Annotated in this window: 33 protein-coding genes; 21 read left to right on the top strand and 12 right to left on the bottom strand. The window is 62.2% G+C overall.

Annotation, left to right across the window (positions count from 1 at the left end; genetic code table 11):
• Window positions 1-4: 4 nt before the first annotated feature.
• The 3 genes from P9272_RS23790 to P9272_RS23800 all read right to left on the bottom strand — a co-directional run bounded on the left by P9272_RS23790 (window position 5) and on the right by P9272_RS23800 (window position 2243).
• Window positions 5-772 carry an RES family NAD+ phosphorylase gene (locus tag P9272_RS23790; RefSeq protein ID WP_278162418.1) on the bottom strand — a complete coding sequence of 256 codons (768 nt, stop codon included), beginning with the start codon at window positions 770-772 and terminating at the stop codon, window positions 5-7.
• Window positions 732-1109, bottom strand: coding sequence for an antitoxin Xre/MbcA/ParS toxin-binding domain-containing protein (locus P9272_RS23795; RefSeq protein WP_278162420.1), 378 nt, complete (start codon window positions 1107-1109; stop codon window positions 732-734). Before P9272_RS23795 ends, P9272_RS23790 begins: the two co-directional genes overlap by 41 nt.
• 63 nt (window positions 1110-1172) lie before the next feature.
• Complete coding sequence (locus tag P9272_RS23800; protein WP_278162421.1) at window positions 1173-2243, bottom strand: diguanylate cyclase; 1071 nt, start codon at window positions 2241-2243, stop codon at window positions 1173-1175.
• A gap of 305 nt (window positions 2244-2548) precedes the next feature.
• Between P9272_RS23800 and P9272_RS23805 the strand changes: the two genes are divergently transcribed.
• Together P9272_RS23805 and P9272_RS23810 are read left to right on the top strand one after the other, a co-directional pair.
• The gene (locus P9272_RS23805) at window positions 2549-2968 is read left to right on the top strand and encodes a GFA family protein (protein WP_128257331.1); all 420 of its coding nucleotides are present in this window, start codon (window positions 2549-2551) and stop codon (window positions 2966-2968) included.
• A gap of 78 nt (window positions 2969-3046) precedes the next feature.
• Window positions 3047-3406, top strand: a complete 360-nt coding sequence (locus P9272_RS23810) for a diacylglycerol kinase (RefSeq protein WP_278162422.1) — start codon at window positions 3047-3049, stop codon at window positions 3404-3406.
• Window positions 3407-3415: 9 nt separating this feature from the next.
• On the opposite strand, the gene P9272_RS23815 is transcribed toward P9272_RS23810, so the two are convergent.
• Window positions 3416-4015, bottom strand: coding sequence for a DedA family protein (locus P9272_RS23815; protein ID WP_278162423.1), 600 nt, complete (start codon window positions 4013-4015; stop codon window positions 3416-3418).
• Window positions 4012-4575, bottom strand: coding sequence for a DUF1003 domain-containing protein (locus P9272_RS23820; protein WP_278162424.1), 564 nt, complete (start codon window positions 4573-4575; stop codon window positions 4012-4014). The genes P9272_RS23815 and P9272_RS23820 overlap by 4 nt, the downstream gene beginning before the upstream one ends.
• Window positions 4576-4665: 90 nt before the next feature.
• On the opposite strand from P9272_RS23820, the gene P9272_RS23825 reads away from it, so the two are divergent.
• From P9272_RS23825 to P9272_RS23845, 5 genes are all read left to right on the top strand, one after another.
• Window positions 4666-5379 carry a DNA-3-methyladenine glycosylase I gene (locus tag P9272_RS23825; protein WP_128257328.1) on the top strand — a complete coding sequence of 238 codons (714 nt, stop codon included), beginning with the start codon at window positions 4666-4668 and terminating at the stop codon, window positions 5377-5379.
• 93 nt (window positions 5380-5472) lie between these two features.
• Window positions 5473-7152 carry an NAD+ synthase gene (locus P9272_RS23830; RefSeq protein ID WP_278162425.1) on the top strand — a complete coding sequence of 560 codons (1680 nt, stop codon included), beginning with the start codon at window positions 5473-5475 and terminating at the stop codon, window positions 7150-7152.
• Window positions 7153-7180: 28 nt separating this feature from the next.
• On the top strand, window positions 7181-7588 hold the full coding sequence (locus P9272_RS23835; protein WP_278162426.1) for a GNAT family N-acetyltransferase: 408 nt from the start codon (window positions 7181-7183) through the stop codon (window positions 7586-7588).
• A gap of 374 nt (window positions 7589-7962) precedes the next feature.
• Window positions 7963-9768 carry an ABC transporter ATP-binding protein gene (locus P9272_RS23840; RefSeq protein ID WP_278162427.1) on the top strand — a complete coding sequence of 602 codons (1806 nt, stop codon included), beginning with the start codon at window positions 7963-7965 and terminating at the stop codon, window positions 9766-9768.
• Between the two features lie 640 nt (window positions 9769-10408).
• A complete protein-coding gene (locus tag P9272_RS23845) occupies window positions 10409-11272 on the top strand; it encodes a hypothetical protein (protein WP_278162428.1) in 864 nt (287 codons plus the stop codon).
• A 3-nt stretch (window positions 11273-11275) separates the two neighbouring features.
• Here the strand turns inward: P9272_RS23845 and P9272_RS23850 are convergent, their stop codons facing one another.
• The 4 genes from P9272_RS23850 to P9272_RS23865 all read right to left on the bottom strand — a co-directional run bounded on the left by P9272_RS23850 (window position 11276) and on the right by P9272_RS23865 (window position 14323).
• The gene (locus P9272_RS23850; RefSeq protein ID WP_128257323.1) at window positions 11276-11764 is read right to left on the bottom strand and encodes an NUDIX hydrolase; all 489 of its coding nucleotides are present in this window, start codon (window positions 11762-11764) and stop codon (window positions 11276-11278) included.
• 200 nt (window positions 11765-11964) lie between these two features.
• Window positions 11965-12465: a xanthine phosphoribosyltransferase gene (gpt, locus tag P9272_RS23855; protein WP_128257322.1), complete on the bottom strand. Its 501-nt coding sequence runs from the start codon at window positions 12463-12465 to the stop codon at window positions 11965-11967.
• 199 nt (window positions 12466-12664) lie between these two features.
• Window positions 12665-13498, bottom strand: coding sequence for a universal stress protein (locus P9272_RS23860; protein ID WP_278162430.1), 834 nt, complete (start codon window positions 13496-13498; stop codon window positions 12665-12667).
• Between the two features lie 84 nt (window positions 13499-13582).
• On the bottom strand, window positions 13583-14323 hold the full coding sequence (locus P9272_RS23865) for a competence/damage-inducible protein A (protein ID WP_128257320.1): 741 nt from the start codon (window positions 14321-14323) through the stop codon (window positions 13583-13585).
• Between the two features lie 128 nt (window positions 14324-14451).
• Between P9272_RS23865 and P9272_RS23870 the strand changes: the two genes are divergently transcribed.
• Window positions 14452-15426 (top strand): alpha/beta hydrolase, encoded by a 975-nt coding sequence (locus tag P9272_RS23870; protein ID WP_278162431.1) that lies wholly within the window; start codon window positions 14452-14454, stop codon window positions 15424-15426.
• Window positions 15427-16079: 653 nt separating this feature from the next.
• Here the strand turns inward: P9272_RS23870 and P9272_RS23875 are convergent.
• The 3 genes from P9272_RS23875 to P9272_RS23885 form a co-directional block, all read right to left on the bottom strand.
• Entirely contained in the window at window positions 16080-16319 is a 240-nt protein-coding gene (locus P9272_RS23875) for a DUF2188 domain-containing protein (RefSeq protein ID WP_042644408.1), read from the bottom strand.
• Between the two features lie 82 nt (window positions 16320-16401).
• The gene (locus P9272_RS23880; RefSeq protein ID WP_126060540.1) at window positions 16402-16680 is read right to left on the bottom strand and encodes a DUF982 domain-containing protein; all 279 of its coding nucleotides are present in this window, start codon (window positions 16678-16680) and stop codon (window positions 16402-16404) included.
• Between the two features lie 162 nt (window positions 16681-16842).
• Window positions 16843-17946 carry an NADH:flavin oxidoreductase/NADH oxidase gene (locus P9272_RS23885; RefSeq protein ID WP_128257318.1) on the bottom strand — a complete coding sequence of 368 codons (1104 nt, stop codon included), beginning with the start codon at window positions 17944-17946 and terminating at the stop codon, window positions 16843-16845.
• A 153-nt stretch (window positions 17947-18099) separates the two neighbouring features.
• Between P9272_RS23885 and P9272_RS23890 the strand changes: the two genes are divergently transcribed.
• The 13 genes from P9272_RS23890 to P9272_RS23950 all read left to right on the top strand — a co-directional run.
• Window positions 18100-18678, top strand: coding sequence for an NUDIX domain-containing protein (locus P9272_RS23890; protein WP_128257317.1), 579 nt, complete (start codon window positions 18100-18102; stop codon window positions 18676-18678).
• 304 nt (window positions 18679-18982) lie between these two features.
• Complete coding sequence (locus P9272_RS23895; RefSeq protein ID WP_278162433.1) at window positions 18983-20176, top strand: site-specific integrase; 1194 nt, start codon at window positions 18983-18985, stop codon at window positions 20174-20176.
• A complete protein-coding gene (locus tag P9272_RS23900; protein WP_278162434.1) occupies window positions 20173-20661 on the top strand; it encodes a hypothetical protein in 489 nt (162 codons plus the stop codon). Before P9272_RS23895 ends, P9272_RS23900 begins: the two co-directional genes overlap by 4 nt.
• Before the next feature lie 81 nt (window positions 20662-20742).
• Entirely contained in the window at window positions 20743-21036 is a 294-nt protein-coding gene (locus P9272_RS23905; protein ID WP_278162435.1) for a hypothetical protein, read from the top strand.
• Entirely contained in the window at window positions 21036-21236 is a 201-nt protein-coding gene (locus P9272_RS23910) for a hypothetical protein (RefSeq protein ID WP_278162436.1), read from the top strand. Before P9272_RS23905 ends, P9272_RS23910 begins: the two co-directional genes overlap by 1 nt.
• Before the next feature lie 122 nt (window positions 21237-21358).
• On the top strand, window positions 21359-22012 hold the full coding sequence (locus tag P9272_RS23915; RefSeq protein WP_278162437.1) for a helix-turn-helix domain-containing protein: 654 nt from the start codon (window positions 21359-21361) through the stop codon (window positions 22010-22012).
• 429 nt (window positions 22013-22441) lie between these two features.
• Window positions 22442-22996, top strand: coding sequence for a hypothetical protein (locus tag P9272_RS23920; protein ID WP_278162439.1), 555 nt, complete (start codon window positions 22442-22444; stop codon window positions 22994-22996).
• Entirely contained in the window at window positions 22993-23223 is a 231-nt protein-coding gene (locus P9272_RS23925) for a hypothetical protein (protein WP_278162440.1), read from the top strand. The genes P9272_RS23920 and P9272_RS23925 overlap by 4 nt, the downstream gene beginning before the upstream one ends.
• Window positions 23224-23226: 3 nt before the next feature.
• Complete coding sequence (locus P9272_RS23930; protein WP_278162441.1) at window positions 23227-23985, top strand: hypothetical protein; 759 nt, start codon at window positions 23227-23229, stop codon at window positions 23983-23985.
• On the top strand, window positions 23982-24302 hold the full coding sequence (locus P9272_RS23935; protein WP_278162442.1) for a hypothetical protein: 321 nt from the start codon (window positions 23982-23984) through the stop codon (window positions 24300-24302). Before P9272_RS23930 ends, P9272_RS23935 begins: the two co-directional genes overlap by 4 nt.
• Before the next feature lie 139 nt (window positions 24303-24441).
• Window positions 24442-24780 carry a hypothetical protein gene (locus tag P9272_RS23940; RefSeq protein ID WP_278162443.1) on the top strand — a complete coding sequence of 113 codons (339 nt, stop codon included), beginning with the start codon at window positions 24442-24444 and terminating at the stop codon, window positions 24778-24780.
• Window positions 24780-26513: a hypothetical protein gene (locus P9272_RS23945; protein ID WP_278162444.1), complete on the top strand. Its 1734-nt coding sequence runs from the start codon at window positions 24780-24782 to the stop codon at window positions 26511-26513. Before P9272_RS23940 ends, P9272_RS23945 begins: the two co-directional genes overlap by 1 nt.
• Window positions 26513-26842, top strand: a 330-nt coding sequence (locus P9272_RS23950) for a hypothetical protein (RefSeq protein ID WP_278162445.1), incomplete at its 3' end; no start/stop codon positions are given. The genes P9272_RS23945 and P9272_RS23950, both read left to right, overlap by 1 nt.

Raw genomic sequence — 26842 nt, forward strand, 5'->3', positions numbered from 1 at the left:
GAGTTCAATGCCCGCGCTCCCAGCGCATGCCGGCCAGTCGTGGGTCGGCAAAGGTTATGCGTGAGAATTCGAGCCGTTTTTCCGGAAATTCGCAGATCGCCTGGATACCGAATGAACCGATGCGGATGCGCCAGGTCTGCGGCTCCAACGGCCTCGCCTTCGCAAAGCCCTTGCAGGTCAACAGAGCTATGTTGGTTCCCTTGGCATCACGCACCGAGCGATAGCGGATCGCCTGCAGTTCGGCTTCGCGCGCGACATCGGCGATCGCCTGGCAGGCGGTGTAATCGGTGGGCTGGATCCAGGCCTTCTCTTCGCGATTGAGCGGCGGCCGTGTCAAGTCGATCGCGCGGTCGCATTTTATCGCGGCGGCGAAGGCGGTGTATTCCGCGGCGTCGTTCGGCCATGGCGTTGCAGGTGACTCTGCAAAGAACAGCAAGCGGTAGAAGGCCATTTCCGCGACCGCCGTCAGCACCGTCTCGGCCGCGTAGTAGACACCTTTGGTCTTGCCGGCGCGGCGGAAGCGCGAGCCGTATGGATAGACGGAGCCGTAGCGAAAAGGCGTCGCCAGCAGATAATGGAGGTGGCGGCATTCCAGCGGGATATGCGGCTTGGTGCCCTCGATGAGGTCCTCGAGCAACGCCTGCTCGTCGAGCGTGTCGACGAGCTTGAGCGTTGAAACGCGATGCTGCGCCTCCACCATGCGCCAGTATTTGCCTTCGAGCCTGACGGCCTCAGACGAGAGCGCGCCGGGAGTCCAGGTAGGCAATGACATCGACAAGTCCGGCAATGGTCAGGATTTTCTCGAGCGGCGCGCCGTCGAGCGCGATGTTGGGATTCCTCAGCCATGCCCGCGCAACTGTCTCATCGCCGCCGACGATGGCGTCGAGCGAGCGGAACAGGCGGACGAACAGCACCGCGAGCTCGAAGGGCTTGGTGCCGCGTTCGAGCAGGAATTCCTGCTTGCGCATGCGCGAGACCGTTGCCTCCGACACGCCGATAACCAAAGCGAGCGTCCTGGCGGTGATGTCGAGCAGGTCTGCCGCGCGCAGCGTGGCCTTCGTGATGACGGCGTTTTCGGCCGCCGTCGCGGCCGCGACTGAACGTTGCATCAAGCGCACCCTTCGTTTCTGTGGAAAATATAGTCCACAAAAATTCTTTTGGAAAGGGCGATGTCAGTCTTTCTTGTAAAGCAGCCAGCCTTTGCCGGCGCGGCCGGCCATGGCCGAGTGCCTTGTCACGCGGTTGCGGCCGCCGACCTTGGAGCGATAAAGCGCGCGGTCCGCCTTGGTGTAGAGGTCTTCGGGGTTTTCCGCCTCCGAGGCCATGCAGATGCCCAGCGATATGGTGACGGTGCCGTAGTTCATGCCGGTCTGGCTGCTGGTGAACGGCGTCCGCTCGATCAGGACGCGGATGCGCTCGGCGATCTCGTATGTGGCGTCCTCGCTGGCTCCCTCGACGATCAGCGCAAACTCCTCGCCTCCGGTGCGCGCGACGAACATGTCGGAACGCACGCTCGACTGGAAGATATCGGCGATGATCTGCAGGATCCTGTCGCCAACCGGATGGCCGTAACGATCGTTTATGTCCTTGAAATGATCGATATCGGCAAGAATCAAGGCGTTGAACAGGATGCCGCGATTGCTGTTGTAGATCCGGGTGATCTCCTTGTCGAAGGCGCGTCGGTTCCACAGCTGCGTGAGCGGGTCGGTGTCGGCAAGCCGCTTGTATTCCTCGAGCTTCGACTTGACGCTTTCAAGCTCGGCCGTCTTTTCGCTGAGCGTGCTGGCGATCTGGCGACCATGGTCGATGGTCGAGCTGGTGGCGGCCGACATTGCGCCGGCGATCTTCTGCAGGAGTTCCTGCGAAAGCAGGCTGCGATTGCTCAGGCCGCGTGAGGTCTCGTCGAGGATACGGCCGTATTTCTCGATATGCGAGCGCTCGCTGCGCAACAGCGCGGCGATGTCCTCGAGCTCCTTGGCGACCATCTCACGAGCATGCTCGACGATGGCCGGACCGTGATGCTGGGGGAAGAAGTTGCGCCCGATGCCGTCGAGGTCCTCCTGGGTCGGTCGGTTGCTCAATGAGACGACGGCAAGGCTGAGTTCGTGATTGCTGCCGCTGAGCGCCTCGTAGAAGATTTCATAGTTGCGGGGCAGTCCAAGCACGCCGAGCTGCCGCATCGTCGCCACGACGGTGCTGGCGATGTCGGTATTCCTGTCGGTCGGAACGGCTGCCGGCTGCATGTTCAGTTCACTGCCCCTTCAGTGCGACCGGACACCTGCCATCGCCGGGAGTCGCTAGCGCGGGGATTTGAATCAGAATTGCGTCGCGATGGCCCGTCCCCTATCACGACCATTGCTTGTGGAAGCATAAATGCGATCCCGCTAAAGTTTCCTTAATAGCCTGCATTTCCTCAATGCCTCTGCTACCCTTGGGTGTAATACCACGCAGCCGCAGCTTTTGAAACGCGTCGCTTCGGTGTCGCATTTGCCTGTGCCCGGCCGCCGCAAAACTGAGATTCTATCCGGAAAGATCGTAGGAGGCCCGAATGGACGACAACCACAGCGGAGCGTGCCTGTGCGGGGCGGTGCGTTTCAGGACAAGTGGCCCGTTGCGCGGCGTCGTCTACTGCCATTGCTCGCAATGTCGCCGGCAGACCGGCCATTTCGTGGCGGCAACTGCCTCCAGGGATGCCGATATCGTCATAGAAGGGGCCGACGCGCTCAACTGGTATGGTGCTTCCGACGTGGCGAAACGCGGTTTCTGCCGGACTTGCGGCTCGCTGCTCTTCTGGAAGCACAATGAACTGGATACGATTTCCATCATGGCCGGATCCTTCGAGAGGCCGAGTGGCCTCACGGCGGAAAGCCACATTTTCGTGGGCGACAAGGGCGACTATTATTCGATCGAGGACGGGCTGCCGCAGTTCGAAAAATCGACGCCGTCGATAAAGGTCGCGGACGGATGAATTTTGCAGCGGCTGCCTTATTCCCTTGATCCGGCCGTTGCGATATCCCCCTGACGGTGATTCGAAACGAGGCTGGGCATGCAGCGGCTGATCGACGCTTTCATCAATTCGGTGCGGGCCTTCCGCAAGCTCGCCGCACACGAAAAGGCATTTCAGCAGGAGCTGCTGTTGCTCGCGCTTGCCTTGCCGGCCGGCTGGTTCATCTCGGTCTCCTGGCGCGGCTACGCCCTGCTGATCGGCGCTGTGCTGCTCTTGATCATGGTCGAAGTGCTCAACACCGGCATCGAGGCGGCCTGCGACGCGATCTCGCGCGAATTCGACATCGAAATTCAACTCGCCAAGGATTGCGGCTCGCTGGCGGTGTTGATTTCGATCGTCATCGCCGGCGGTGTCTGGGGCATTGCCTTGATCGAGCGCCTCACCGGCGCGCCGATCTGATCCTGCGGATCAGGACCCTGCCTGATCTTCCTTCGCACGTTCGCGTCCGGCAAAGTGATGGCCGACCAGCCAGGCAATGATTGCGACGCCGACTCCGACGCCAAGGGCAATGAGCAGGCGCTCATGCCGCTCGAACGCCTGGCCCAGCATTTGTTCAGCGCCGAGACCGAATACATAGCCGATAGCGCTGAACATGGCCGCCCAGACGGCGGAAGAGATGGCATTCAGGATGACAAAGCGAGGCACAGGCACCGTCGACAGACCGGCGGCGATACCGCCGACCAGCCGCATGCCATAGATGTAGCGGTTGGTCAGCACGAATATGTTGGGATGGGTATTGAGCAGGCGGTAGGCGCGGCTGAAACCCGGGCGCCTGCGCAGCCGTCTCACATAGCGATGGTCGGCGAAGCTGCGGCCGAGCGTAAAAAAGAAGGTGTCGCCGGCGAATGCGCCGAGGAAGGCGGCAAGCACGGTTTGCCACAGCACGAAAATATGTTGATGGGCGAAGAAGCCGCCCAGGATCGCGGCGCTTTCGCCTTCGGCCACGCAGCCCAGGAAGACCGCGATCAGCCCGTATTGCTCGATGAGGTGGTGGATGGTCCCGTTCATTCTATGACAGGCCGCGCGGACAGTTTTTCATCGATGCGCCTGATCTGTTCGGCCATGCGCAGGATCTCGTCCCGCATGCCGATGATCTCGCTGTGGCGCAGTTCGTCGAGCTTTTCATGCAGGGCCATGATCTCGATCTCAGCCTTCAGATTGACCTCGTAGTCATGGGCGGCGTCGATGCGGTCGCGCTCGGTCTGGCGATTCTGTGACATCATGATCACGGGCGCCTGGATCGCCGCCAGCATCGACAGCACCAGGTTGAGAAAGATGAAGGGGTATGGGTCGAAGGCGTCGCGGGTCAGCAGCCAGGCATTGGCGGCAGTCCAGAGAGCGAGAAAAGCCAGGAAGCCGAGGATGAAGGACCATGAGCCGCCGATCCTGGCGATGGTGTCGGCGACCTTGTCGCCATAGGTCTCGTGGAAGGCGACGGCCTTGTTGGTATCGCGCGTGATGGTGGTGCGCTCGAGCGTCGACTGGAGCACGCGGCTCTCGAGCGGACCGAAACCGTCCGGCTTGCGCTTGAGCAGGCGGTTCGCCATGTCTTCGACGATCTTGTTCATTGGTCCTCTCCTTCGCCCGGCATCGATAGACGTAGAGGCTGCCGGGCCGGACGTGAAGTGCTAGATTGCGGCGAACAGGCGAGGACAAAGATGCTCGATTTCCGGAAAATCCATGCGCGGGCGGCAAAGCGCAAGGGCGGGGAGTCGGTGCTGGCGCCGCTGCTCGGCCCTTTGCCTGACAATGGGGCGGTGGCTAAAATCCCTGACGACCGCATTCTCTCCACCATGGCCGAGCGCATTTTCGCCGCCGGCTTCGTGTGGCGCGTTATCGAGCAGAAATGGCCCGGTTTCGAGGAAGCATTCCTCGGTTTCGAGCCCAAACGGCTTTTGTTCCAGCCGGACGACTTCTGGCACGAACTGGCATCCGACAGCCGCATCGTGCGCAACCCGCAGAAGATCAGATCAGTGCGCGACAATGCGGCTTTCGTCGATCGCGTGTCGAAGGAGCATGGCAGCTTCGGCAAATTCATTGCCTCCTGGCCGGCCGACGATCAGATCGGTCTGACCGCCTATTTGGCCAAGCATGGCAGCCGGCTCGGCGGCAACACCGGCCAGTATTTCCTGCGCTGGCTGGAATGGGACACGTTTGTCGTTTCCGCCGACATGGCAGCGGCCTTGCGCGATGCCGGTCTCGACATAGCCGAGACTCCAACCTCGAAGCGGGACCTCGAAAAAATCCAGGCGCAGATCAACCGATGGTCGGCCGAGACCGGCCTGCCACGACGCCACATTTCGCGCATCCTGGCCATGTCGATCGGAGAGAACCGCTCGGCGGAAGCGCTGCGCGAATACATGGGCGATTAAGCGGTCGGGATACGATCGACATCCGTCGATCGATCCTATTTGGCACAAGCGATCGCCATTGCCCAGGCATTTCAGCCACGCTACATCCGTTCCATGACCAAGACCGCACCCGATATCCTGCGCATCGCCGTCGCTCAGCTCAACCCGACTGTCGGCGACGTCGCTGGCAACCTGGCAAAAGCGCGCGAGGCGAGGGCGGACGCGGCGCGACAAGGTGCCGATCTGGTGCTCTATACCGAGCTCTTCCTCGCCGGTTATCCGCCGGAAGACCTGGTGTTGAAGCCTTCCTTCCTCAAGGCCTGCGAGAAGGCGGCCGAGGATTTCGCGAAGGAGACCGCCGATGGCGGACCCGGCGTCATCATCGGCACGCCGCTGAAGCGCAAAAGCGGCACGCATAATTCCATCGTCTTTGCCGATGGCGGCAAGATAATCGCCGAACGCTACAAGCTCGATCTGCCCAACTACGGCGAGTTCGACGAGAAGCGCGTCTTTCAGCCCGGGCCGGAACTGCAGGGTCCGGTCAATTTCCGCGGCGTGCGGATCGGGGTACCGATCTGCGAGGACATCTGGGGCGACATCGCCGTCTGCGAGACGCTGGCCGAGAGCGGCGCCGAGATCCTGCTGGTGCCGAACGGCTCGCCCTATTACCGCGCCAAGATCGACGTGCGCCACCAGATCGTGATCCGCCAAGTCATCGAAACCGGCCTGCCGATCATCTACGCAAACCAGCTCGGCGGTCAGGATGAGCTGATCTTCGACGGGGCGTCTTTTGCCATAGGCTCCGACAAGTCGCTTGCCTTCCAGATGAGCCAGTTCGAGGACGCGCTCGACGTCACCACCTGGAAAAGACAGGGAGATACCTGGGTCTGTTCGGAAGGCCCGATGTCGAAGATCCCCGAGCGGGAAGAGGCGGACTATCGCGCCTGCATGCTCGGCCTGCGCGACTACGTCAACAAGAACGGCTTCAAAAATGTCGTGCTAGGCCTCTCCGGCGGCATCGACTCGGCGATCTGCGCGGCTTTGGCCGTCGATGCGCTGGGCGAAGAGCGGCTGCGCACCGTGATGATGCCCTATCGCTATACGTCGAAGGATTCGCTGAAGGACGCCGAGGACTGCGCGCGCGCGCTCGGTTGTCGTTATGACATCGTGCCGATCTCCGAACCGGTCGAAGGGTTCAAGCATGCGCTGACCCAGCTCTTCGAGGGCACCCAGGAGGGCATTACCGAGGAGAACTTGCAGAGCCGCGCGCGTGGCACGATCCTGATGGCGATCTCCAACAAGTTCGGCTCGATGGTGGTCACCACCGGCAACAAGAGCGAGATGTCGGTCGGCTACGCCACGCTTTACGGCGACATGAATGGCGGCTTCAATCCGATCAAGGATCTCTACAAGATGCAGGTCTACGCGCTGTCGCGCTGGCGCAATTCCCATGTGCCGCCGGGCGGGCTCGGTCCTTCCGGCGAGGTCATTCCGACGAACATCATCGACAAGGCGCCGTCGGCGGAGCTGCGCGAGAACCAGACCGACCAGGATTCGCTGCCGCCCTATCCGGTGCTGGACGACATTCTCGAATGCCTTGTCGAGAACGAGATGAGCGTCGACGACATTGTCGCGCGCGGCCATGACCGGGCGACGGTGACCCGCGTCGAGCACCTGCTCTATATCGCCGAATACAAGCGGCGGCAGGCGGCGCCCGGCGTGAAGATCACGCGGAAGAATTTCGGTCGCGACCGTCGCTATCCGATCACCAACCGGTTTCGGGATCGCGCTTGATCCTAGACGAGACGCGGTAGCGCGGCGCATGCAAGACATTGAAGTCAGTTTCGACCTGTCGCGGATCGATTTCAGGGCAACGTCCGATCAGCTGATGCAAAGCTATTGGGGCGCGTCGCGGACCGACGAGGCCAACCGCCGCGCCTTCGACAACTCGCTTTGCGTCGGCGCCTATCTCGATGGCGAGCAGGTCGGCTTTGCCCGCGTGATCACCGATTATGCCGTCTTTGCCTATCTTCTCGACGTCATCGTCTGGCCGGACCGTCGCGGGCATGGGATCGGCAAACGGCTTGTGCAGGCGCTCCTCGATCACCCCGGTATGAAGACCGTTTCTCATTGGAGCCTCACGACCAACGACGCTCACAGCCTCTATCAGAAGTTCGGATTCGGGGCGGAGGGCCGCTACATGCGACTTGACCGCTCACCCACTGGCTGAGGCTCGACTACAACCGGCCGTTGTTGCAAATTCGTCTCAGTGCTTGGGCCAGATGTCGTTTTGGCGACAGGCCGCCTTGGCGATCGGCTGGCGTCTTCCTATAAGAACGTCTCCGCGATTCCCTTCCGGGAGGACCGTATGGCAGGATTTGACATCGTTATGCGAGGCCGCGAAGCCTAGGTCTGGTCGGGCTGTCCGAAGATTTTTCGGAGAGCCGGGCGCAGAACAGGCATTTGCCGCTACCGGGCGCCGCCTTCGGGCAGGCGGCCTACCATACTGAACCTCCCGCTCTTTTGGGGCGCCGCAGGGCGCGGATGCGGGTTTTCCAATTTGATTTTATCGGGACCGGGCTCGCTTGCGCCCGGGATGACATCATGGCTCGTTTCAAGATCGACCTGCGCGCCGGCGCCTTTCGCAGCGTGCTTGGTTTTACCTTCAGTCACTGGCGGCGGCAGCCGTGGCGGCTTTCGCTCATCATGGGCGCGTTCCTGCTCTCGACGCTGGCCGACGTGCTGACACCCTTTTATTCCGGCCGGCTGGTCGATGCGGTCGCCAGCGGCGACGGAACCGACGCGCTTGCGTGGAACGCGGCGTTGACGGCGTTCTCGATCCTGATGGCGTTGGCACTGGCAGGTGTCGTGCTGCGCAATGCCGCCTTCCTGTGGATCGTCGAGCTGACGCTGAAGATGATGTCGGACATTGCCGCCGACGCCTTCCATCGGGTGCAGCGCTTCTCGACGGACTGGCACGCCAACAGCTTTGCCGGATCGACGGTGCGCAAGATAACGCGCGGCATGTGGGCGCTGGACCTGCTCAACGACACTATCCTCATCGCGCTGCTGCCGTCGACGGTTATGCTCGTCGGTTCGACGCTGCTGCTCGGCTGGTTCTGGCCGCTGATGGGGGCTGTCGTGGCCGTCGGCTCGGTGTTGTTCATCACGGTGACGGCAATGCTCTCGCTCGGCTATGTCGCGCCCGCCGCGCGGCTCGCCAACAGCTGGGACACGCGGCTGGGCGGTGCGTTGGCTGACGCGGTGAGCTGCAACGCCGTCGTCAAGGGCTTCGGCGCGGAAACCCGCGAGGAAGCGCGGCTGGCGCGCGTGGTCGCCAAATGGCGCCTGCGCACCGGCCGCACCTGGATGCGCGGTACCGCTAACGGCTCGACGCAAGGGACACTGCTGCTCCTGATGCGGGCGGCGGTGATCGGCCTTGCCCTCATGTTGTGGGCCTGGGGCCAGGCGCGCGCCGGCGACGTCGCCTTCGTGCTCACCTCGTTCTTCGTGCTGCAGGGCTATCTGCGCGACATCGGCACGCATATCCGCAACCTGCAGCGCTCGGTCAACGACATGGAGGAACTGGTCGACTTCCAGTCCGAACCGCTCGGCATCGAGGACCGGGCCGGCGCTCGGCCGATCCGGATCGCCCATGGGCACATTGCCTTCGACAAGGTGACGTTCCACTACGGCAATCATCGTCTGCCGCTCTACCGCGATTTCTCGGTCGACATCGTGGCTGGCGAGCGCATCGGACTGGTTGGGCATTCCGGCTCGGGCAAGACGACCTTCGTCAAGCTGATCCAGCGGCTCTATGACGTGAACGCCGGGCGGATCCTGATCGATGGGCAGGAGATCTCGAAGGTCGAGCAGGCGTCGCTGCGCAGCCAGATCGCCATCGTCCAGCAGGAGCCGATCCTGTTCCACCGCTCGCTTGCCGAGAACATCGCCTATGCCAGGCCCGGCGCCAGCCAGGCCGAGATCGAGCATGCGGCCAAGCTCGCCAGCGCGCATGATTTCATCACCAACCTGCCCAAGGGCTACGGAACCCTGGTCGGCGAGCGCGGCGTGAAGCTTTCCGGCGGTGAGCGGCAGCGCGTGGCTATCGCGCGAGCCTTCCTGGCGGATGCGCGCATCCTGATCCTGGATGAGGCGACATCGAGCTTGGATTCGGAATCGGAAGTGCTGATCCAGGGGGCGATGGAGCGGCTGATGGTGGGGCGTACGACCCTTGTCATCGCGCATCGCCTCTCGACGGTGCGGGCGCTCGACCGCCTGCTGGTCTTCGATCGCGGCCGTATCGCCGAAGAGGGTTCGCATGACGACCTGATCCGCCTCGATGGCGGCATCTACCGGCGGCTGTTCGAGCGGCAGGCGCTTGAATTGACCAAAGGCCTCGTCGCCTGAGGAAAGGGCGGCCCGGCTCCGGCCGGGCCGTCGATTGTCCGGCTCCGCTTCGGCAGTGCAAATCAATCCAAGGTCTGCAACCGCACTCTCGTCATGCGGCTTGAGCGACGGAATGCGGTGTTTGGATTTGTTTCGATATATTTAAATTTTTAGCCATTTCATCAGCAACGGCGCAGGAGATACATTGTTTTAAACAGTTGTCGGCGTATACCTTCACAAAGACAAATCGAATGCGGCATGCGCAGGTCTCCTGGAGATTTCTCCAGTCATGCCGGTCGGCGGGAGATTTCTTGGATATTGTAGGATTTCACCACCGACAGAGGACCTAGCATAGGCATTCACGATGGATTTGGTCTCTGCAAATGCGGGTTCGGGAAAGATGCCGGCGCCGTCGGTGCCGGGCCATGGCTCGGTACGGCCGCTTGCCGCCGAAGATATCGAGCGCGTCGCGACACTCTTCCTGACGAAGTTCCGCCGTCGCCGCCTTCGCGATCACGCCGTCGCGCAGACGGCGGACTATATGAGAAAGCTTTATCTTGACGGCGGTGAGAACAAGGCCCTTGTCCAGATAAACCCGCAGGGCGGCCTGGGCGGGTTCATGGGCGTTCTGAAAGGCCGCTATGAGCTCAACGGAAGAGCATTGAACGCCGCCATCATCGGTCCCTTCATGACCGATTCCAGCACCGATCACGGTTGGGCCGGGCCGCAATTGCTGCGTGCCCTGCATCAGGGCGAGTTCGATCTGTATATGACCGATTCGGCCAACCGGACATCGTTGGCCTTCGCGCGTCCGATGAAGTATCAGCTCTTGCCGGTGCACTGTCTGGAATGGACCTGTGTCTTTCGCCCGGGCGCCATGGGCGCCGCCTTGCTGCAGCGTAAATGGCCCGGGCTGGCTCGGCTGGCGATCGGCCCCTGCGGGCGGGCGTTCGATGCTCTCGCAGGACGACGGCTCGAGCCGCCGGTCCAGCCTTCATCGTCGCGACGGATCCACCATGAGCGGATCGATGCCGCGCAATTTGCGGAGCGGCTGCCGGCACTGATGTCCGATTATGCTCTTCGACCGAACTGGAAGGATGGCGAACTGCCGCGGCTGCTCGCGCTGGCGGCCGAAAAGCGGGCCGACGGGCCACTTCATTTCGGCGGGACTTACGACGAAGCCGGCAAAATGGTCGGTTGTCATGCCTTCTACGGGCAGGCTGGCGGCATCGCGAACCTGTTGCAGATCCAGGCGTCCGGACCCTACTGGGGCGCGACGCTGGACGGACTTATCGCGGCTGCGCGGGACATGGGCTGCGTGGGCATAACCGGGCAGACACAAAGCAGGTTCCTGCCGCACCTCTTCGGCTACAACCGTCTCTTCTTCCGCTATGCCGGCGGCACGATGGTGCGCTCACGCATCGCCGAGGTCGCGGAAGCGGTCCGCGCCGGCGACATCTTTATCGGCGGATTGATGGGCGATCGCTGGACCCGGCTGAGTTCCGATGATTTCGGTCGCCTCTGACGCTCAGACGAAAGTGTGCGGCGCGGCGCAAAACCCGGCAATGATCTGGCAAAGGTCCGGTTCATTGACCATTTGGACTGCTTCGATGGCGCCAACCCATTTGCGGGTCCGTGAGCGCTTCTCTTTCCAGCTGTCCGCGATGCGGTCGACACGCAGTGGAAAGACGAGGACTTCGCAGGGCACTTCCTCGCCCGAGGCGAGGACCTTGGCATAGAAATAACGGCCGGCTTCAAGATGCGAGATGGTTCCGCGCAAGCCGGCTTCCTCGCCTGCTTCACGGGCGGCCGCCTTGCAAAGCGGTTCCCTGGCCTCCGGCCAGCCCTTCGGCAGAACCCAGCGCCCGGTGTCGCGGCTGGTGATCAGCATGATCTCGATGCCGTCTTCGCCTTCACGCCAGGGCAGAGCGGCAACCTGCAGGCGGCAGGGCGCGACGCCGAAGAGCCGTCGGACTCTTTCGGCCATCTGGTTGTGCGTTGCCGGCCTCGTCAACATCGGAAGAAAGCTGCCCCCAGCCTCCAGAATCGTTTGCTACCTCACGATTCTTACGGCGGATTATGGGCTTTAAAAGTAAAAAACTTCACTCTGTGGGAAAATGCCACCAGAAAAGGTCAACCTCACAAAGTAGACATGCTCATTCTTTTGACCATGCGCCGCTCCTTTAAGGCAGAATCTCTGGAAAATATGACAGCCTTTCAGCCGACATGATCGTCCGCGATCGGCTTCTGGTATGTGAAGCCCATGTCCCAGGGAAAGTAGATCCAGGTGTCCTGGCTGACCTCGGTGACGAATGTATCGACCAGCGGCCGGCCCTTCGGCTTGGCATAGACGGTCGCGAAATGGGCCTTCGGCATCATGGCGCGCACGATGCCGGCCGTCTTGCCGGTATCGGTCAGGTCGTCGATGATCAGCACGCCAGAACCGTCGTCGGCGAGCAGCGAAGGCGAAATCTCCTTCAGGACCTGCAGCTGACCCTGGCTGGTGTAGTCATGATAGGAAGCCACGCACACCGTCTCGATGATGCGGATTCCGAGTTCACGCGCAATGATGGCCGCCGGCACCAGGCCGCCGCGGGTAATGCAGACGATCGCTTTCCATTGCCCCTTGCTGGCGCCGGAAAGCCGCCAGGAAAGCGCGCGGGCGTCGCGATGGAACTGGTCCCAGGAGACGGGAAAGGCTTTTTCGGGAAGGGACATGGTTCGCGCACTCCGCAAGGCGCGCCGTGGCGCGCAGAAACACTGGAATGCAGGCGGAATTAGCCGGAAAGCGCCAGGCTTGGCAAGAGCAGGGGCCGGCGACGGCTGTGGACTCGGGGCACCGCACAAACCGATTCAAGCGACGCTCGTCAGACGTGCGCAGGTGTTTCCCTGAACCTTGCTCCGGCTCGAGGGATGTTCAACGCGATAGGAAAGCCGCCACGTTCGTCGTGCGCAGCACCGTGCGGGTAACGCCCCCGAACAGAAGCTGGCGCAGCCAGGAGTGACTGTAGGCGCCGAGCACCAGAAGGTCGGCGCCGGATTCGGCAATCCTGGCCTGAATCATGTCATCGACCGAAGCGCCGCCGGATTTCTGCACGCAGACGCTGACATTGGCGCCATGCCGCGACAGCGCCGCGGCGATCTCGGCGCCGGCCGCTTCCGGAGATTCGTCCAGCGTCTCAGGCGGGTCGATGACGAGGATGTCCGTCTTGTCGGCCTCAACGATGAAGGGCAGGGCATCGAAGGCGGCGCGGGCCGCTTCCTTGCTGCCATTCCAGGCGAGCAGCACACGTCTGAAGGTGGTGATCAGAGGTCCGGCATGGGGCACGACCAGCACCGGCCTGCCGGCGTCGTAAACCAGCGTGTCGACGTCGGCGCTCGGGTCGCCACCGGTGTCACGTTGCGCGGCGATGATCAGATCGGCGGCCCGCACGCTCGAGATGCCGGTCAGCGCGCTGTCGCCGGAGAAGCTTTCCAGGCTCCGCCACTCGAAGGACAGGCCGGCTTCCCCGATCCGCTTCAGGAAATAGGCCTGCAGCTTGTCGGCGCGCTCCTTGTTCATCTCGGCCGAGACCTGCAGGAATTCGGTGTCCGGGAAGCCGGTGGCCGATGTGTAGGGCACGGGAAGCGCCTCGGCATGGATGCCGACGAGATGGCTCTCGAATCTTTCGGCAAGCGGAAGGGCGTAATCGAGAACGCGCTCGGCGTCCTGCTCGTTCTGCAAAATGGCGACGATTGTCTTGAAGCGCATGACTGGTCCCTCAATTATTTGCGCTACGCGTGGGCGCGGCAAGGGAACGCCTCAGCGCGTTGACTGGTTCCAGCCTAACGCCGGTCAGCCGGCCTTGGCGAAGCTCGCCACCATCGCCTCGACATCCTTGCGCGCGGCCTCGAGCGCTTCCTCGCTGCGGGCGCGGACGACGAGCTCGGTCCAGAACTTGCCGTCGCCATATTTGGGGTAGGAGCCGATGATGGTGTCGGGATGCGCCTTCTGGATCTCGGCCAGCGGCCCGCCGATCAGGCCCTCGCCGAAGGGACAGTGAACCGTGGCCGACAGCATTTTGGTGCCGGCCTCGAGCGTCGGCACGACATTGTCGAGCATAGCCTGGAAGATCGACGGCACGCCCGCCATGACATGGACATTGCCGATGCGGAAGCCCGGCGCGACGGAGACGGGATTGTCGATAAGGTCGGCGCCGCGCGGCATGCGCGCCATGCGCTTGCGGGCTTCGGTGAATTCGATGCCGCGCCCGGCATAGCTCGCCTCGAGCAGGGCGTAAGCCTTGGCGTCATACTCACAGGGCACGCCGAAGGCCTTGGCGATCGAGTCGGCGGTGATGTCGTCATGCGTGGGGCCGATGCCGCCGGTGGTGAAGACGTAGGTATAGCGGGCGCGCACGGCATTCACCGCCGCAACGATCTCGTCCTCCTCGTCGGGGACGACGCGGACTTCCTTCAGGTCGATGCCAATCGCCGTCATGATGTCGGCGAGATGGCCGATATTCTTGTCCTTGGTGCGGCCGGAGAGGATTTCGTCGCCGATGACGAGCATAGCGGCGGTGACGATTTCAGGCATGGCGGACTCCGGCGAAAAGCTCGCCTGAGATAACGCGGCCCGAGGCCGGCCGCAATGCGAAAGCCGGATGACGCTTGTGGCAGCGGCCGTTGCGGATATGGTGCGGCCGGTCGGGAGCGGATGAAACCATGCTGATGTCGATTGCCCTGTGGCTGCTCGCGGGCTTGCTCGCCGCGGCCGCCCTTGTCCTGCTCGCCCTGATGTTCGCAACATGGCGGATCGCGGCGAAGGCTGAACGGCTGGTGCCGGCTTGCGGGAAATTCATCGAGATCGACGGCAATCGCATCCATTACGTGGAAGAAGGCGAGGGCAGGCCGATCGTTTTTCTGCATGGGTTGGGCGCCCAACTCCACCATTTCCGCCATACGTTGTTCGGACGCTTCGGCGCCGGCTACCGGCTGATCGCGCTCGACCGGCCGGGCTCGGGCTATTCGGTTCGGGCAAGCGGTGCGACCGGCCGATTGCCCGAGCAGGCGGACGTCGTGCGGCGCTTCATCGAGGAACTTCGGCTGGAACGACCTTTGATTGTCGGCCATTCGCTGGGCGGCGCCGTCGCGCTTGCCCTCGCCGCCCAGCATCCGGCGGCGATTTCCGGCATCGCGCTGCTGTCGCCGCTGACGCATCTGGAAGCGAGGATAGGTCGGCGGTTCGACCTGCTCTATGTTCCATCGCCGCTGCTGCGCCGGGTCATGGCCTATACGGTGGCGATACCACTTAGCCTTCACTACGCGCGGCCGACGCTGAGGTTCATCTTCGCTCCGCAAGCGGTTCCCACGGACTACATGGTCCACGGTGGGGGATGGCTCGGCTTGCGCCCTCCGCACTATTTCGCCACCTCCACCGATGTCGTGGCGGTGGAACGGGACCTTGGCCAAATAGAACGGCGTTACCGCGATATAGCGATGCCGGCTGGCATCCTGTTCGGGACCGGCGATCGTGTGATCGGCGAAGCCGTTCATGGTGAACCGATGCTGGACAAGATCAGCGGCCTCGACTTCGAGCGGGTCGAAGGTCTCGGCCACATGCCGCAATTCGTGGAACCCGAACGGATCGTCGCGTTCATCCAACGTATCGCCGCACGCGCCTTCTCGGGCGTGAACTGAGGTTTGACTGCAATTGCGCGCATCAGCCGGTGTCGAGCCTCTGACGCCTCACAGAACCGTCACATAAACGTGTCGATCGCCGCGCTTCATCGTGATCTCCCCACTGGAACCTTTACCTGCAACCCCGGGTTTCAGCCCTGTCGCCGGTTAAATCTTCGGCGACCAACTGAATGGAGACTCCAATGTTTAGGAAAGTCATAGCAGCCTCGGCACTCGTATTGGCCATGGGTGGCGCGGCCACGGCGCAGTCATCAGATGATTGGTGGTGGCACCGCGACCATCGTCCCGATGTGAGGGAGCAGGTAGACCCCTATAGGACCGGCAGTATCAATGGAGGCTCAGGGCTGAGCACCTCCGGCAACAGCACCGGAGCCATAGGGCCGTGCGCGGACACCACGCCGGGCCCGGACGCCAACTCACAACAGAACGTCAACGACAATTACTGCGGCAAATAGAGTCGCGTGGCCGCCGGCGGCCGGCATGAAGCCTCGGGCTTTGCCGGTCGCGGAGGCGCCCTTAGTCCTCAGCCCAGGGCGCGTTTCACCGTTTCACGGAAACGGCCAGAAGCCTACGCCTTTGTTTCTACATAATTCCGAGCGGGAGGCTGCGGCGAAGTCGCCGAGCCTGACCACTCACAGTTTTCCTGGAATGCTTCAGTCCGATACTTCGGTCTGCGGCCGGTCGCGGCCGTCGGCAAGCTCATCGTGCCATTTTCCTTCGGCATCCTCGTACTGGATGCCGTCCGTGGTTCCGGCGACCTGCTGCTCGGAGGAGGCGATTTCGGCGGCGCGCAGCGCCTCCTGGTGGGTGCGGAAAGTCTCGGAAAAGGTCGAGCCGACCTTGTAGGCCCAGCCGCCATCATGCTCGACGATCTTGTAAGTCAGCTTCGCCATGAAATCCTCCGGTCAAGAAGCGTATTTCTTTGTTTCTACTCAATTCCGGACGGAAAACCGATCACACTTTTCCTGGAATTGCTCAGTGCAGCTTTCCGTCGGGCAGCCTGTCTTCGGTAACCAGCACTTCCGATTCCCTGGCCGCCTCGATAAGGGCGCGACGTGCGTCCGCTGGCGAACGATACCCTTCCAGCGCTTTGAGGCAAGTGTCGAGAGCATCACGATGGCGCTCGCCGCGATTGAGCGGCCAAACGGTCATCAGGCACTCGGCGGCCTCGCGGGTGCTGCTTATCTGGCGATATTTGCCGACATGGCCGAGCTCGACCACCACCGGTTTCTCAAAAGGTTTGCTGTCTATCATGGCCGCCAACGTAAAGCGGCCAAATTGGTTGCAGTTGTGGCAAGGATGCTGCGCCCAAACGCCTCAGGCCCCGCTGGTCTCCGGTTTTGTTTGCTGTAGTTCCGGGACTGAAGGCTACGGCGAGGTCGCCGAGCCTAACGTTCACGCTTTCCTGGAATATCTCTAGCCGGCGGCCTTCATCCAATGCCGCATCGTCGTCACCGAACGCGCCAGCTGGGGCGCCGGATGGATTTCCTCGCCGAACGCCGCCGCCGCGCGCCAGCCCCAGCGCGGGTCGGCGAGGAAGGCGCGCGCCAGCGCCACCATGTCGGCACGGCCGTTGGCGACGATCGCCTCGGCCTGGCTCGGGTCGTCGATCAGCCCCACGGCGCGCGTCGGAATGCCGGCGCCCTTGCGCACGGCTTCCGCCAGATGCACCTGGTAGCCGGGGCCGGGCGGCACCTGCTGCAGGGGCGAATTGCCGCCGCTGGAGCAGCAGATATAGGCGATGCCCTCGGCCTTCAGCGCCTTGGCCACCTCGATCGCGTCCTCGACGTCGAAACCGCCGTCTACCCATTCTTTCACCGAAAGGCGCGCACCCAGCATCATGGACGGAACGGACTTCCTCACCGCCCTGGCGATTTCGACCGCGAAGCGCATGCGATTTTCGAGCGACCCGCCCCAGCGGTCCGTCCGCTGGTTGGAGAGCGGCGAGAGGAACTGGAAGATCAGATAGCCATGCGCGGCATGCAGTTCGGCGAAGTCGAAGCCGGCACGTTCGGCGCGCACGGCCGACTGCGCAAAACGCGCGATGAGCTCAAGAATCTCCTCATCCTCCAACGCATGCGGCACATTCCAGCCCGTGTCGTAGGCGATGGCCGAGGCGGAAACCGTCTGCCAGGGATCTTCGCCGGGCTGCAGCGGACCGCCGCCTTCCCAGGGTCTGCGGTTGGAGGCCTTGCGGCCGGCATGGGCAAGCTGGACGCCGAACTTCGTGCCGGGCGCGGCGACTCGCCTGGCGGCGTCGAGCGTGCGCCTGGCGGCCGCTTCGTTGTCGTCCGAATAGAGGCCAAGACAGCCATGCGAGATGCGCCCGCGCCGCTCGACATCGGTCATCTCGACGGTGACCATGCCGGCGCCCGACATTGCCAGGTTCATCCAGTGATAGAGATGCCAGTCGCTAGCGGAGCCGTCTTCGGCCGAATACTGGCACATGGGGGCGACCGCGATGCGATTGGGGAAGGTGAGGTCGCCGAGGGTGATCGGCTGGAAAAGCGATGACGTCATGAAGCGGCTCCTGAGAAGATACCGCTATCTAGGCAGTCGCGGTGCATCGCGCCAGACAGGAGCCGGTGAAACGCCCGCTGGACCAGTCGGTTTCGCGGATTGCGCAGGGGACCGTTCGCCGTTACCCCTTTCGCCGCCAATTCGGAGGTCGTCATGGAAGATCGCGTTCGCATCCGTTCGGAAGAAGTCCTTTCGGACGACTGGGCCGTGCTGAAGAAGACTGTGCTCGACTATCGCCGCCGCGACGGGCGGTGGGAAACGCAGATCCGCCAGACCTATGACCGCGGCGACGGCGCGGTGATCCTGCCCTTCGATCCGCAGCGCTCGACCGTGCTTTTGGTGCGGCAGTTCCGCTTCCCGGCTTATGCCGTGGGCCATCGCGAGCCCCTGATCGAGGCCTGCGCCGGGCTGCTCGACGAAAACGATCCTGAAACCGCCATCCGCAAGGAAGCGGAAGAGGAGCTGGGCTACCGGTTGAAGGACGTCGAGCGTCTGTTCGCGCCGTTCATGAGCCCGGGCAGCGTGACGGAGCGGCTCTGGTTTTTCACCGCGCGCTATTCGCCGGCCGACCGTATCTCCGACGGCGGCGGCGCGCCGGAGGAGGGCGAGGACATCGAGGTTCTGGAAATGCCGCTGGACGAGGCGCTGGCCGGCATCGCCGACGGCCGCATCGTCGATGCCAAGACGATCATCCTGCTCCAGCACTTGAAGCTCAACCCGATCAAGGCTTGAGCCAATCTTCGCTACGATGCTTCGGCTTAGGTGGTCTACCACCCGAAGCTCCTGCTTCGCCAAGGCTTTGGAGAACTCGTCGAAGAGCGAAAGATGGTGCGGACGACGGGAATCGAACCCGTACGATCAGAGATCGAGGGATTTTAAGTCAATTCCTGCCCGTCCACCCTTGGGTATCCATATCGCCTGAAGCCGTTGTGAATAAAGGAAAGACCGAGGGTTTACGGTTCCCGTTTGTTCCCGTAAGGTGACAAGCGTAGACACGTCGCGGGTACCCGCACGGCTACCCAAGAGGGGACCGACCATGCCCATTCTTTCCGACAACTACGTCAAGTCGGCCGTGCTGCCGGCAGGCCGAGACGAGCTGATTATCCGAGACAGCAAGCTTTCAGGATTCGCGCTGAGGCTTCGTCGGAAAGCTGACGGCAAGTCTTCCTCCAAAACCTGGCTTGTGTTCCAAGAGCTGCCGATGCGCGATGGCAAGCGCAAGCGCCGCAAGATCATCATCGGCGACTTCGCCGTATTCCCTGCCGAGAAGGCGAAGGCCGAAGCCTTGGCGATCCTGCAGGCGATCGAGAAGGGCGACGACCCTGCCGCGGCCAAAGCGGTGAAGAAGGCACAGCCTCCGTTCGAGGATCTGGTCGACGACTTCGAGACCTCGCACATTGCTACGAAGAAGCCCGAAACCCGCAAGGACTACCGCGGCCGGATCAGGCGGAACATCCTTCCCTATTTCAAGGGCAAGCGCGTCGCCGACATCACCGGCGAGATGGTCCGGGATTTCTTTCGCCGGAAGCGGTCGAACCCGACCGACGCCAACCGCTCCCTGGCCGTGCTTTCTGTCATGATGGGCCGGGCGATCGAATTGGGATGGAGGAAAGACAATCCCTGCATAGGCATCAAAAAGAACACCGAAACCGCTCGAGACGATTGGCTCGACGAGCGCGACCTCCCTCAGTTCGTTAAGGCATTGGCCGAGGTCAAGGGCGATTGCGGCGACCTCATCCGATATCTTACGGTTTCGGGCTGGCGTGTCAGCGAGGCGCGCTTGTTGACCTGGGACATGGTCGACTTGCCGAAGATGGTCGCGCGCCTTCCCGACACGAAGAGCGGTGCCTCTGTCCGCGCACTCTCGACCGACGCCGCAACCATTATCGATCGACAGGAGCATCGGATCGGCTTCGTCTTCTCGGGGCGCAAGGGCTCTCAGCCGGTTTCCTACAAACGGCTTCGCGATGTCCTGCATTCGATCTGCACCGCCGCTGGCATTGACCAGATAACGCCGCACGGACTTCGCCACACGGCGGCGACCTGGGCCGCGGTCTCCGGCGCCGAGGCGCATGAGCTGCGGGAGGCCTTCGGCTGGAAGACGCTAGCCATGACGAACCGCTATGTCTCCAAGGCAGAGAGCCTCGGCCGGCGTGGAGCTCAACGCGCAGCCGATGCCATGAACGTGCTGCAGAAGCCGATGGCTGATGTGAAGGAGTTCGGCCGTTGACCGACAGCGAAAACAACCAGGATTTCATCGAGGTAGAGAGGCGTGCGTTTTTCGAAACGAGCAACCCGATGCATGCATGGGCGGCTTTTCGATACGCTTCTGTCGTGGGCACCGAAATGCCCGATTGGGTCCGCGGCTACTTTGACCTTGTGTCAAAACGGATGCTGGCGCTGGCGGCCGACGCACAAACGGAGGCCGACCGACCCAAGCGAAATTCGAAGGTTGATGACTTTGGGCCTCGTCTCGCTGCAGCCATGATGATGAAGGGCTCGCACCTGACAGGCTACCACAGCGACTGGATCAGCTATGGAATGAACGTTCGACATCGAGTGCAGGCGGGCGATAAGGAGACATTCGCGATCGAGAGTGTCGCCGAAGATGCCGGCGTCAGCGTCTCGACGGTTCGCCGAGGTTGGAAGCGGTATAACAAGCTTTATCCCGGCGATGCGGTTTTCCCACATGAGGCGGTTTCAAAAGGTACCTGATTTTCTGAAACCGAAACTTGTAGCGCCTGGCCGTTCCGTGAGTAAATTGAGCGTCACCCAAAAACAACCAAGGGTGACGAAATGGAACAGACAGACACGGCCCGGGCATTCAATGCCCGGCTCAGCTTCTGGGCGGCATCGGGCCTCAGTGGTACCGATCTCTACGAAGCGCTCGCCACAGACCAAACCCTTCCTCCCTTCTTCGATCCTGAAGACATCGCTGCCATTCAGGGTGTGAAGCCGTCGGCGGTGAAGAAGCACCGCAATCGAGGGAGCGGGCCGGAATTCATGCGCCTGACTGCCAAGTTGGTGAAATACCCAAGGGCAGAGTTCTGCAGGCATCTGGCCTCGAAGTTCGTTCGGAGGGCGGCGTGATGACCGGCGAGCGCGAGATCGAGCTTATCCTTGAAGGCGCAGCCTGGCTGGACCGGACGCCGAAGTATCTGCGACCGCGGCCAAGCGTGATCGAACTGAAAGAGCGCTTCAACATGACGCCGGCCCAAGCGTGCCAGGCCATTCGCCGGCATCATGAGGCGATGAGGCAGGCAGGAGGGGCCAATGACGCGGCCGCCTGAAACGGAAGAACCCGCCGCGGACCAGGCGACGGGCTCTTTGGGAATGCCTTCGGAGGGGACGACCAAAGACCGTAGCAATATAACACCTGATCCGGCCAGTCAGCAAGGCAGCGGTGGCGCCGGTGGCCAAGCCTGAACGCAATCGCCCCTGGCAGAAGTCCCTTGCCGAGATGTCCAAGTACGATTGGATGGTCGCGGTGTGCCATAACCCAAAGCACGGGCGCCGGCCGCGCGATCTACGGGTCGCTGTTGCTCTGATGCAGCTCGCCGACGCCGAGACCTGTCTGGCCTGGCCGACACAGGAATCGCTAGCTCAACTCACCGGGCTTGCCGACGAGCGCCAGGTCAGATCTGCCTTGGCGTCGCTCGTCGGAACCGGCGCAATTGAGAAAAAGAAGGTATCAGAACTTTCTGAGGAAAGCGCCGGCAAACTCGAGGTTAAGCGGAAAGGCAGGGGCACCGCATATAAGCTGAAGCTGTTTTGGGCGTACGAAATCCTCGAGCTTTCGATGTCGACCAAGCGCGCCGAGCCTGCCCGGCTGGCTGCGAGCGACAAAAAAGGGAAGCGGACTGACTTAGACCGGTCTGCGCCTGAGCCAAACCGGACTGACTTAGACCGCCAAGACCGGACTGACTTAGACCGGTCTCAAGCGGACCAACTCAGTCCGCCTAATACTTCATGGGAGGTTCAGGACACTGAAAACAGCGATGAGGGAAGTAAGCTTGGCGCTTACGTAGACGAGCCCTACGAAACAGCATGGGGAGGTATCCCATGACAGCGGCCGCTTCCTTCGCGCTCACTGCCGCCGCCTTCGCCACCGTCTTGGCCATCGCCGCTGGATGGTTGCCATGCTGACGGCACGAACATGCCAGCGCTGTGGCCACAGCCTCGGCAGCAAGCGATCGGATGCGCGATTCTGCTCGGCCGGCTGCAGGGTGAATTCTCATCGCAGTGAGGTAGGCCGTGTCGAGAACATCCGGGCCGATGTCGTCATCGATCGGCCAATGCGTGACGCGCTGATTGAGATCGGCGAACTCAACATGCAGGACGAGCACGACCCGGCCAAGGTTCGCCAGGCCTTCAACGCATGGTGTCGGAAGTTCGTCGGGTCGGTCGCCTAGGCGTTACAGCCGCGGCGGTTACGGATAGCCGCCCTAGGTTAGACTCACCGCAATGATTTGGAACTGACCCTTTGGAGCCGCCAATGCTCGCCAGCCTGAAAGCCGCAGAACCGGTCCGCGACGCCGCCTATTTCAGGCGCGCGTTGAAGATCCCTCGGCCCGCTCCCGAATTCCTCCTGGCCGAGAAGGCATCGCGCGAGGCCACGGCCAATTTGCGCAGCCTGACCGAACGCCGAGAAAGTTTGAAAGTCGAAAGAACCGTCGAGAATCCCGGCAAGAACAGGATCCCAGACGCGACCTACCACGACATGCATGCGGACCTTGAGGCCAAGATCACAGCGGCCCAGCAAGCCGAACGCGAAGCTCTTACTGAATGGACCAGTCGTAAGGCGGCCTATCACGACCATGCTCGCGCGATACTCGCGGCCGACATCGACGGCCTCGGTGCCCTGATGTGCAAACATCTCGACCAAGTGATGGAATTGCTCGACATCGCTGCCGCGCTCGGCGCCGCAGCTCGCGAATACCGCGTCGAGATGCCCGGCCTTGTCAGCGGCGCGCCGGCCGCGAAGCAACTACTCCAAGCCGCTGTCGACAGCACCGTCACCAAGATGATTTCGAAAAGGACGCGCCCATGAGCACCGAGCCCTGGCACCCCAAAGTCAGCTACAGCGAAGGCGAGCGCTGCCGATATGCCGGCGAAGTCTGGGAAGCCAAATTTGACCTCACCCGCGGCCTGAAGCCTGTCGGTCATCTTTCGGAAAAGTTCTGGCGCCGCGTCTCGACAGTTCGGCCTGTGAAGGTGAGCCGTGACGGCCGGAAGACGACCAACGGCTATCTCACCCGCAGCATGAGCCACAACTGAGCGATGGCTAAGCGCACGTCCCATCCCGCCGCCGATCAGCGCGCCATTGATCTGCGCGAAATCGACACCGAGATCGCGCGGCTGGAAAAGCTCCTGGCTAGCAAGAAGGACGTGCTCGATGCCGACAAGCGCCAGCACGCACTGGACCAGGACGTCGACCTCCAGCAGCGCCTCAAAGGCGAGATCGGCGACATAAACGAATTGCTCGGCAAGCAGAGGGAGCGGCGCTTCAAGACCGAGCTCGGCGAGGCAGAACCTCCGAAGCCAGCGGTGCCTGTCCAGCATAGGGCGTGGGACATAGATGAGAAGGCGCTGACGGCCGGTGAGCCTGCGTATCCCGATGTCGTTAGAGGCAGCGAAGCCGACGTCGACGTTTTCTCGCGCGCCTACCTGGCTATCAAGGCCTACTGGGAAGCGCTGATAAAGGATCTTTTCCGTAAGGACGGCTACCATCCCGACGACCGTGTCACGTTTGACTTCGTGACGTCTATGCAGGGCGAGGTCATGGCAAACTTTCGCTGGTACTCGGCTCGCTGCAAGGCGCTCGAAGATCGCGTGAAGCAATTGGAAGAACGGCCATCAGTCGAATACCGCGGCTCGTGGAAGGCCGACGAGAAGTATAGGCGCGGCGATCTCATCTCTCATGCAGGCAGTGTCTGGCATTGCGAACTGGCAGGCTCCGGCATCGTGCCCGGCGAAGGCGCGATTGGATGGCGATTGGCAGTGAAGCGGGGCCGAGACGGAAAGGACGCGACGCGATGACCGACCACCAGACCATCGAGCAGATCGCAGCAGAGGCAGGCGTCCCGGCAAGCTCGCTTCGCCGGAAGGTGGTCGAAGCCATCGATGCGGCTGAGAGTGACATGTCGAAAGGCATGCCGTTGCTGATGGACGAGGACGAATTCAGCCGACTTCACGGCATCGCACACGCCGCGGCGCTTCAGGCAATCGGCGGCGCCAGAGATCAGCAGGTCGACGAGCTTTCATCCAAGGTCTTCCGCCTCTTCGCCGCATCCGTCGGCCGCAATAATGCCAGCCATGCCACCCGGCACGAAAACATCCGCGTGGTGAAAGAGTGATCCCGATAACCAATCCATCAGATCCCTCCGGGGGGAGGTCGAGACCGAAAACCCGAAATGGGGGCGGAACCACACCGGGTCTCATGCTCAGAGTTTTTTTGCCGGGCCGAATGAAGTTCGCTCGCGGGTGGCCTTGCCGATGACCGCAAATCCGCAGAATTCCGCCGTTTTGCCTGTGCCGAGGTGGCTTTCTCGTGCTGAAAAGGCAGCATTCCGGCGTCTGTGCGAGCAGATTTCAGCCGCGGGCAGGCCACTTTCGGATGCAGATGTTGAGCCGATCGCCGACTTGGTGAGCCTGCGCTCGAGGATCGCCGACACCAGGCGCATCTACCGTTACGCCGTCGACGCCCTGAAGAAGAATCCGGCTTGGCGCAGCGATCAATCTCTAGCGCTCGCCACCTCCCGGCAACTCGACGCGCAGACCGCTAAGGCGCAGCACATGGCAGCGGCGCTCGGCCTTTCAGGAGGAAACGACTGATGGCCTTCATAGCCCCACTCGCCGGTGCCGCCGTTGGCGGCGGCCTCCTCGGCTCTATTGTCACGACTGCCGTCGGCGTTGGCATCAATCTCGCCATCGCCTATTTCTTCCCTCAGAAGATTAAGGGACCGCGTGCCGAAAGCCTGAAGGCGCAGACCTCGCAGTATGGCGATCAGCTCGCGCGCTGGCATGGTGCCATCCGCACCGCCGGCGCCGTGATCTGGCTCAAAGGCAATCACGTCGACGAGCACGTCAAGACCGAAAGGCAGGGCAAGGCGCTCGGCCCGGAAGTCACGACCTACAGCTACACCGCAACCTTCGCCGTTGCCTTTGCGTGGAATGGTCCCGCGACGGCAATTCCGCGTATATGGGCCGACGACAAGCTGATTTTCGATGTCTCCTATGAGGCATTGACGAACGCCATCGCCAACGGCGGCAAAGGCATCGGCGTCGCCAAGGGCGCCACTATCACGCTTCATCTCGGCACCGATGATCAAAAGCCTGATCCAGACATCGAGGCCGACCGCGGTGCCGGCCAGGTTCCGGCATGGCCCGGCATCGTCTATGTGGTGATCAAGAACCTGCCGCTGGACGAATTTGGCATCCGGGTTCCCAACATCGAGGCCGAACTCCTGCAGGGCGCAGTGCTGGCGACGGCCAGCATCGACGGTTTTGCTGTGTCACGTGGTGAGTATAACAACGACACAAATGGAAACTATCTGGCCTCGGAAAACGGCGGCACGCTTTCGATCAATGCGATGCCGGCCGGCACCACAATCTTTGCCGGTACGGTTCCTTATTCCGGGTCCGTTCACATCAGTGATCGTCTCGACGTCGCCGTGCTGGGCAGCGCCGGCACCTCAATCGGCTTCTACGACGCTGCTACCGGCTCCTTCCGTCAGGAGATCGCAGGACTCGGCGGATCGATTGGCGCAAACGCCATACTCGACGACATCAGCTTCGGCGGTGTCACCTACATGCTGGTGTGGGTGTGGGCCTCGAAGCTGACACTGCTGTCGAACATCGGGACAGGCTGGAGCAAAGTCTGGACAGCCGACACCGTTCACTCTCCGCTTTCCTACCTCGGATCGGTCTCGGTAGGCCCTGAGTACGCCTATGCGCTGCGCACTTTGCTCGCCGGTACCAGCAAGGTCGTCAATCGGATTGGGTGGGATGTCACCGGGCTGCTGTCCGATGTCGATGTGACGCTTAGCGCGCTCTCTGGCAACGCGGTTGCCTGCTATTATGACCAAGAAAGCGACAGCGTCATCGTTCTCGACGTCAATGGCAATCTCTACGTCTACACGCCTGATCTCGCAACGCTGCTGCGATCGAACACTTCGACGAGCATCGGCAGCTTGCCGGACCTGCCTATGCCTGCGCTGTCCAAGCGTATGAAATCCGGATCGGACCTGATCGCCATCAAGTCGTTCGTGGGCAACGACATCCGGGAGTTCCGCGTATCCGATCTCGCCATGGTCAACCATTATGTCGCCGGCACCAGTACCTGGCCGCTCAAGAGCAGTTCCGACCTCGGCCAGTACGCCGTCAACCAGGCATGGCAGGCGCTGCTGATCCTGCCAGGTGGCGGCCCTGATCCAGTCGTTTGGTTCCTGCCGCGTGCGCAGGCGACGCCGGTCCCGGTCGCCGACGTCCTCGAAGCGGAATGCAGCCTGGCCGGTCTGGCTTGCGACGCTTCGCAGATCACAGCCGAAATCATGGAGGCAGCATAATGTCGGGCGTTCTCTCGGCGATGTCATTCGACGGCGAATCCATCGTCATCCTGAGTGACGGCAGCGTTTACAATCGTGACGGCGTGTTGTTGGACATAAGGCGAAAGGTCATCCCTTCCGATCGCCTGCCGCTGGCGGTCGCCTTCCGCGGCAATCTCGACTTCGGCGAAACCGTCGCACACAGGATCATCGGCGATGCTGAAGCGGTCGGGTTCGACCAGATGCTCCGCGATATCGCGGTGGTGCTGCTTAATTTCCCCAAGTCACCGGACCTCGAAGTGCTGATCGCCGGCATCTCCGAGACCGCCGGCCCGATGCACCGGGTGTTT

This window comes from Mesorhizobium sp. WSM4976 (assembly GCF_029625685.1).
Classification (GTDB): domain Bacteria; phylum Pseudomonadota; class Alphaproteobacteria; order Rhizobiales; family Rhizobiaceae; genus Mesorhizobium.

Excerpts from the sequence above, each read along its gene's own strand:
- P9272_RS23790 (WP_278162418.1), bottom strand. The coding sequence starts at position 772 with ATGTCATTGCCTACCTGGACTCCCGGCGCGCTCTCGTCTGAGGCCGTC.
- P9272_RS23795 (WP_278162420.1), bottom strand. The coding sequence starts at position 1,109 with ATGCAACGTTCAGTCGCGGCCGCGACGGCGGCCGAAAACGCCGTCATC.
- P9272_RS23800 (WP_278162421.1), bottom strand. The coding sequence starts at position 2,243 with ATGCAGCCGGCAGCCGTTCCGACCGACAGGAATACCGACATCGCCAGC.
- P9272_RS23805 (WP_128257331.1), top strand. The coding sequence starts at position 2,549 with ATGGACGACAACCACAGCGGAGCGTGCCTGTGCGGGGCGGTGCGTTTC.
- P9272_RS23810 (WP_278162422.1), top strand. The coding sequence starts at position 3,047 with ATGCAGCGGCTGATCGACGCTTTCATCAATTCGGTGCGGGCCTTCCGC.
- P9272_RS23815 (WP_278162423.1), bottom strand. The coding sequence starts at position 4,015 with ATGAACGGGACCATCCACCACCTCATCGAGCAATACGGGCTGATCGCG.
- P9272_RS23820 (WP_278162424.1), bottom strand. The coding sequence starts at position 4,575 with ATGAACAAGATCGTCGAAGACATGGCGAACCGCCTGCTCAAGCGCAAG.
- P9272_RS23825 (WP_128257328.1), top strand. The coding sequence starts at position 4,666 with ATGCTCGATTTCCGGAAAATCCATGCGCGGGCGGCAAAGCGCAAGGGC.
- P9272_RS23830 (WP_278162425.1), top strand. The coding sequence starts at position 5,473 with ATGACCAAGACCGCACCCGATATCCTGCGCATCGCCGTCGCTCAGCTC.
- P9272_RS23835 (WP_278162426.1), top strand. The coding sequence starts at position 7,181 with ATGCAAGACATTGAAGTCAGTTTCGACCTGTCGCGGATCGATTTCAGG.
- P9272_RS23840 (WP_278162427.1), top strand. The coding sequence starts at position 7,963 with ATGGCTCGTTTCAAGATCGACCTGCGCGCCGGCGCCTTTCGCAGCGTG.
- P9272_RS23850 (WP_128257323.1), bottom strand. The coding sequence starts at position 11,764 with ATGTTGACGAGGCCGGCAACGCACAACCAGATGGCCGAAAGAGTCCGA.
- gpt (WP_128257322.1), bottom strand. The coding sequence starts at position 12,465 with ATGTCCCTTCCCGAAAAAGCCTTTCCCGTCTCCTGGGACCAGTTCCAT.
- P9272_RS23860 (WP_278162430.1), bottom strand. The coding sequence starts at position 13,498 with ATGCGCTTCAAGACAATCGTCGCCATTTTGCAGAACGAGCAGGACGCC.
- P9272_RS23865 (WP_128257320.1), bottom strand. The coding sequence starts at position 14,323 with ATGCCTGAAATCGTCACCGCCGCTATGCTCGTCATCGGCGACGAAATC.
- P9272_RS23870 (WP_278162431.1), top strand. The coding sequence starts at position 14,452 with ATGCTGATGTCGATTGCCCTGTGGCTGCTCGCGGGCTTGCTCGCCGCG.
- P9272_RS23875 (WP_042644408.1), bottom strand. The coding sequence starts at position 16,319 with ATGGCGAAGCTGACTTACAAGATCGTCGAGCATGATGGCGGCTGGGCC.
- P9272_RS23880 (WP_126060540.1), bottom strand. The coding sequence starts at position 16,680 with ATGATAGACAGCAAACCTTTTGAGAAACCGGTGGTGGTCGAGCTCGGC.
- P9272_RS23885 (WP_128257318.1), bottom strand. The coding sequence starts at position 17,946 with ATGACGTCATCGCTTTTCCAGCCGATCACCCTCGGCGACCTCACCTTC.
- P9272_RS23890 (WP_128257317.1), top strand. The coding sequence starts at position 18,100 with ATGGAAGATCGCGTTCGCATCCGTTCGGAAGAAGTCCTTTCGGACGAC.
- P9272_RS23895 (WP_278162433.1), top strand. The coding sequence starts at position 18,983 with ATGCCCATTCTTTCCGACAACTACGTCAAGTCGGCCGTGCTGCCGGCA.
- P9272_RS23905 (WP_278162435.1), top strand. The coding sequence starts at position 20,743 with ATGGAACAGACAGACACGGCCCGGGCATTCAATGCCCGGCTCAGCTTC.
- P9272_RS23910 (WP_278162436.1), top strand. The coding sequence starts at position 21,036 with ATGACCGGCGAGCGCGAGATCGAGCTTATCCTTGAAGGCGCAGCCTGG.
- P9272_RS23920 (WP_278162439.1), top strand. The coding sequence starts at position 22,442 with ATGCTCGCCAGCCTGAAAGCCGCAGAACCGGTCCGCGACGCCGCCTAT.
- P9272_RS23925 (WP_278162440.1), top strand. The coding sequence starts at position 22,993 with ATGAGCACCGAGCCCTGGCACCCCAAAGTCAGCTACAGCGAAGGCGAG.
- P9272_RS23930 (WP_278162441.1), top strand. The coding sequence starts at position 23,227 with ATGGCTAAGCGCACGTCCCATCCCGCCGCCGATCAGCGCGCCATTGAT.
- P9272_RS23935 (WP_278162442.1), top strand. The coding sequence starts at position 23,982 with ATGACCGACCACCAGACCATCGAGCAGATCGCAGCAGAGGCAGGCGTC.
- P9272_RS23940 (WP_278162443.1), top strand. The coding sequence starts at position 24,442 with ATGACCGCAAATCCGCAGAATTCCGCCGTTTTGCCTGTGCCGAGGTGG.
- P9272_RS23945 (WP_278162444.1), top strand. The coding sequence starts at position 24,780 with ATGGCCTTCATAGCCCCACTCGCCGGTGCCGCCGTTGGCGGCGGCCTC.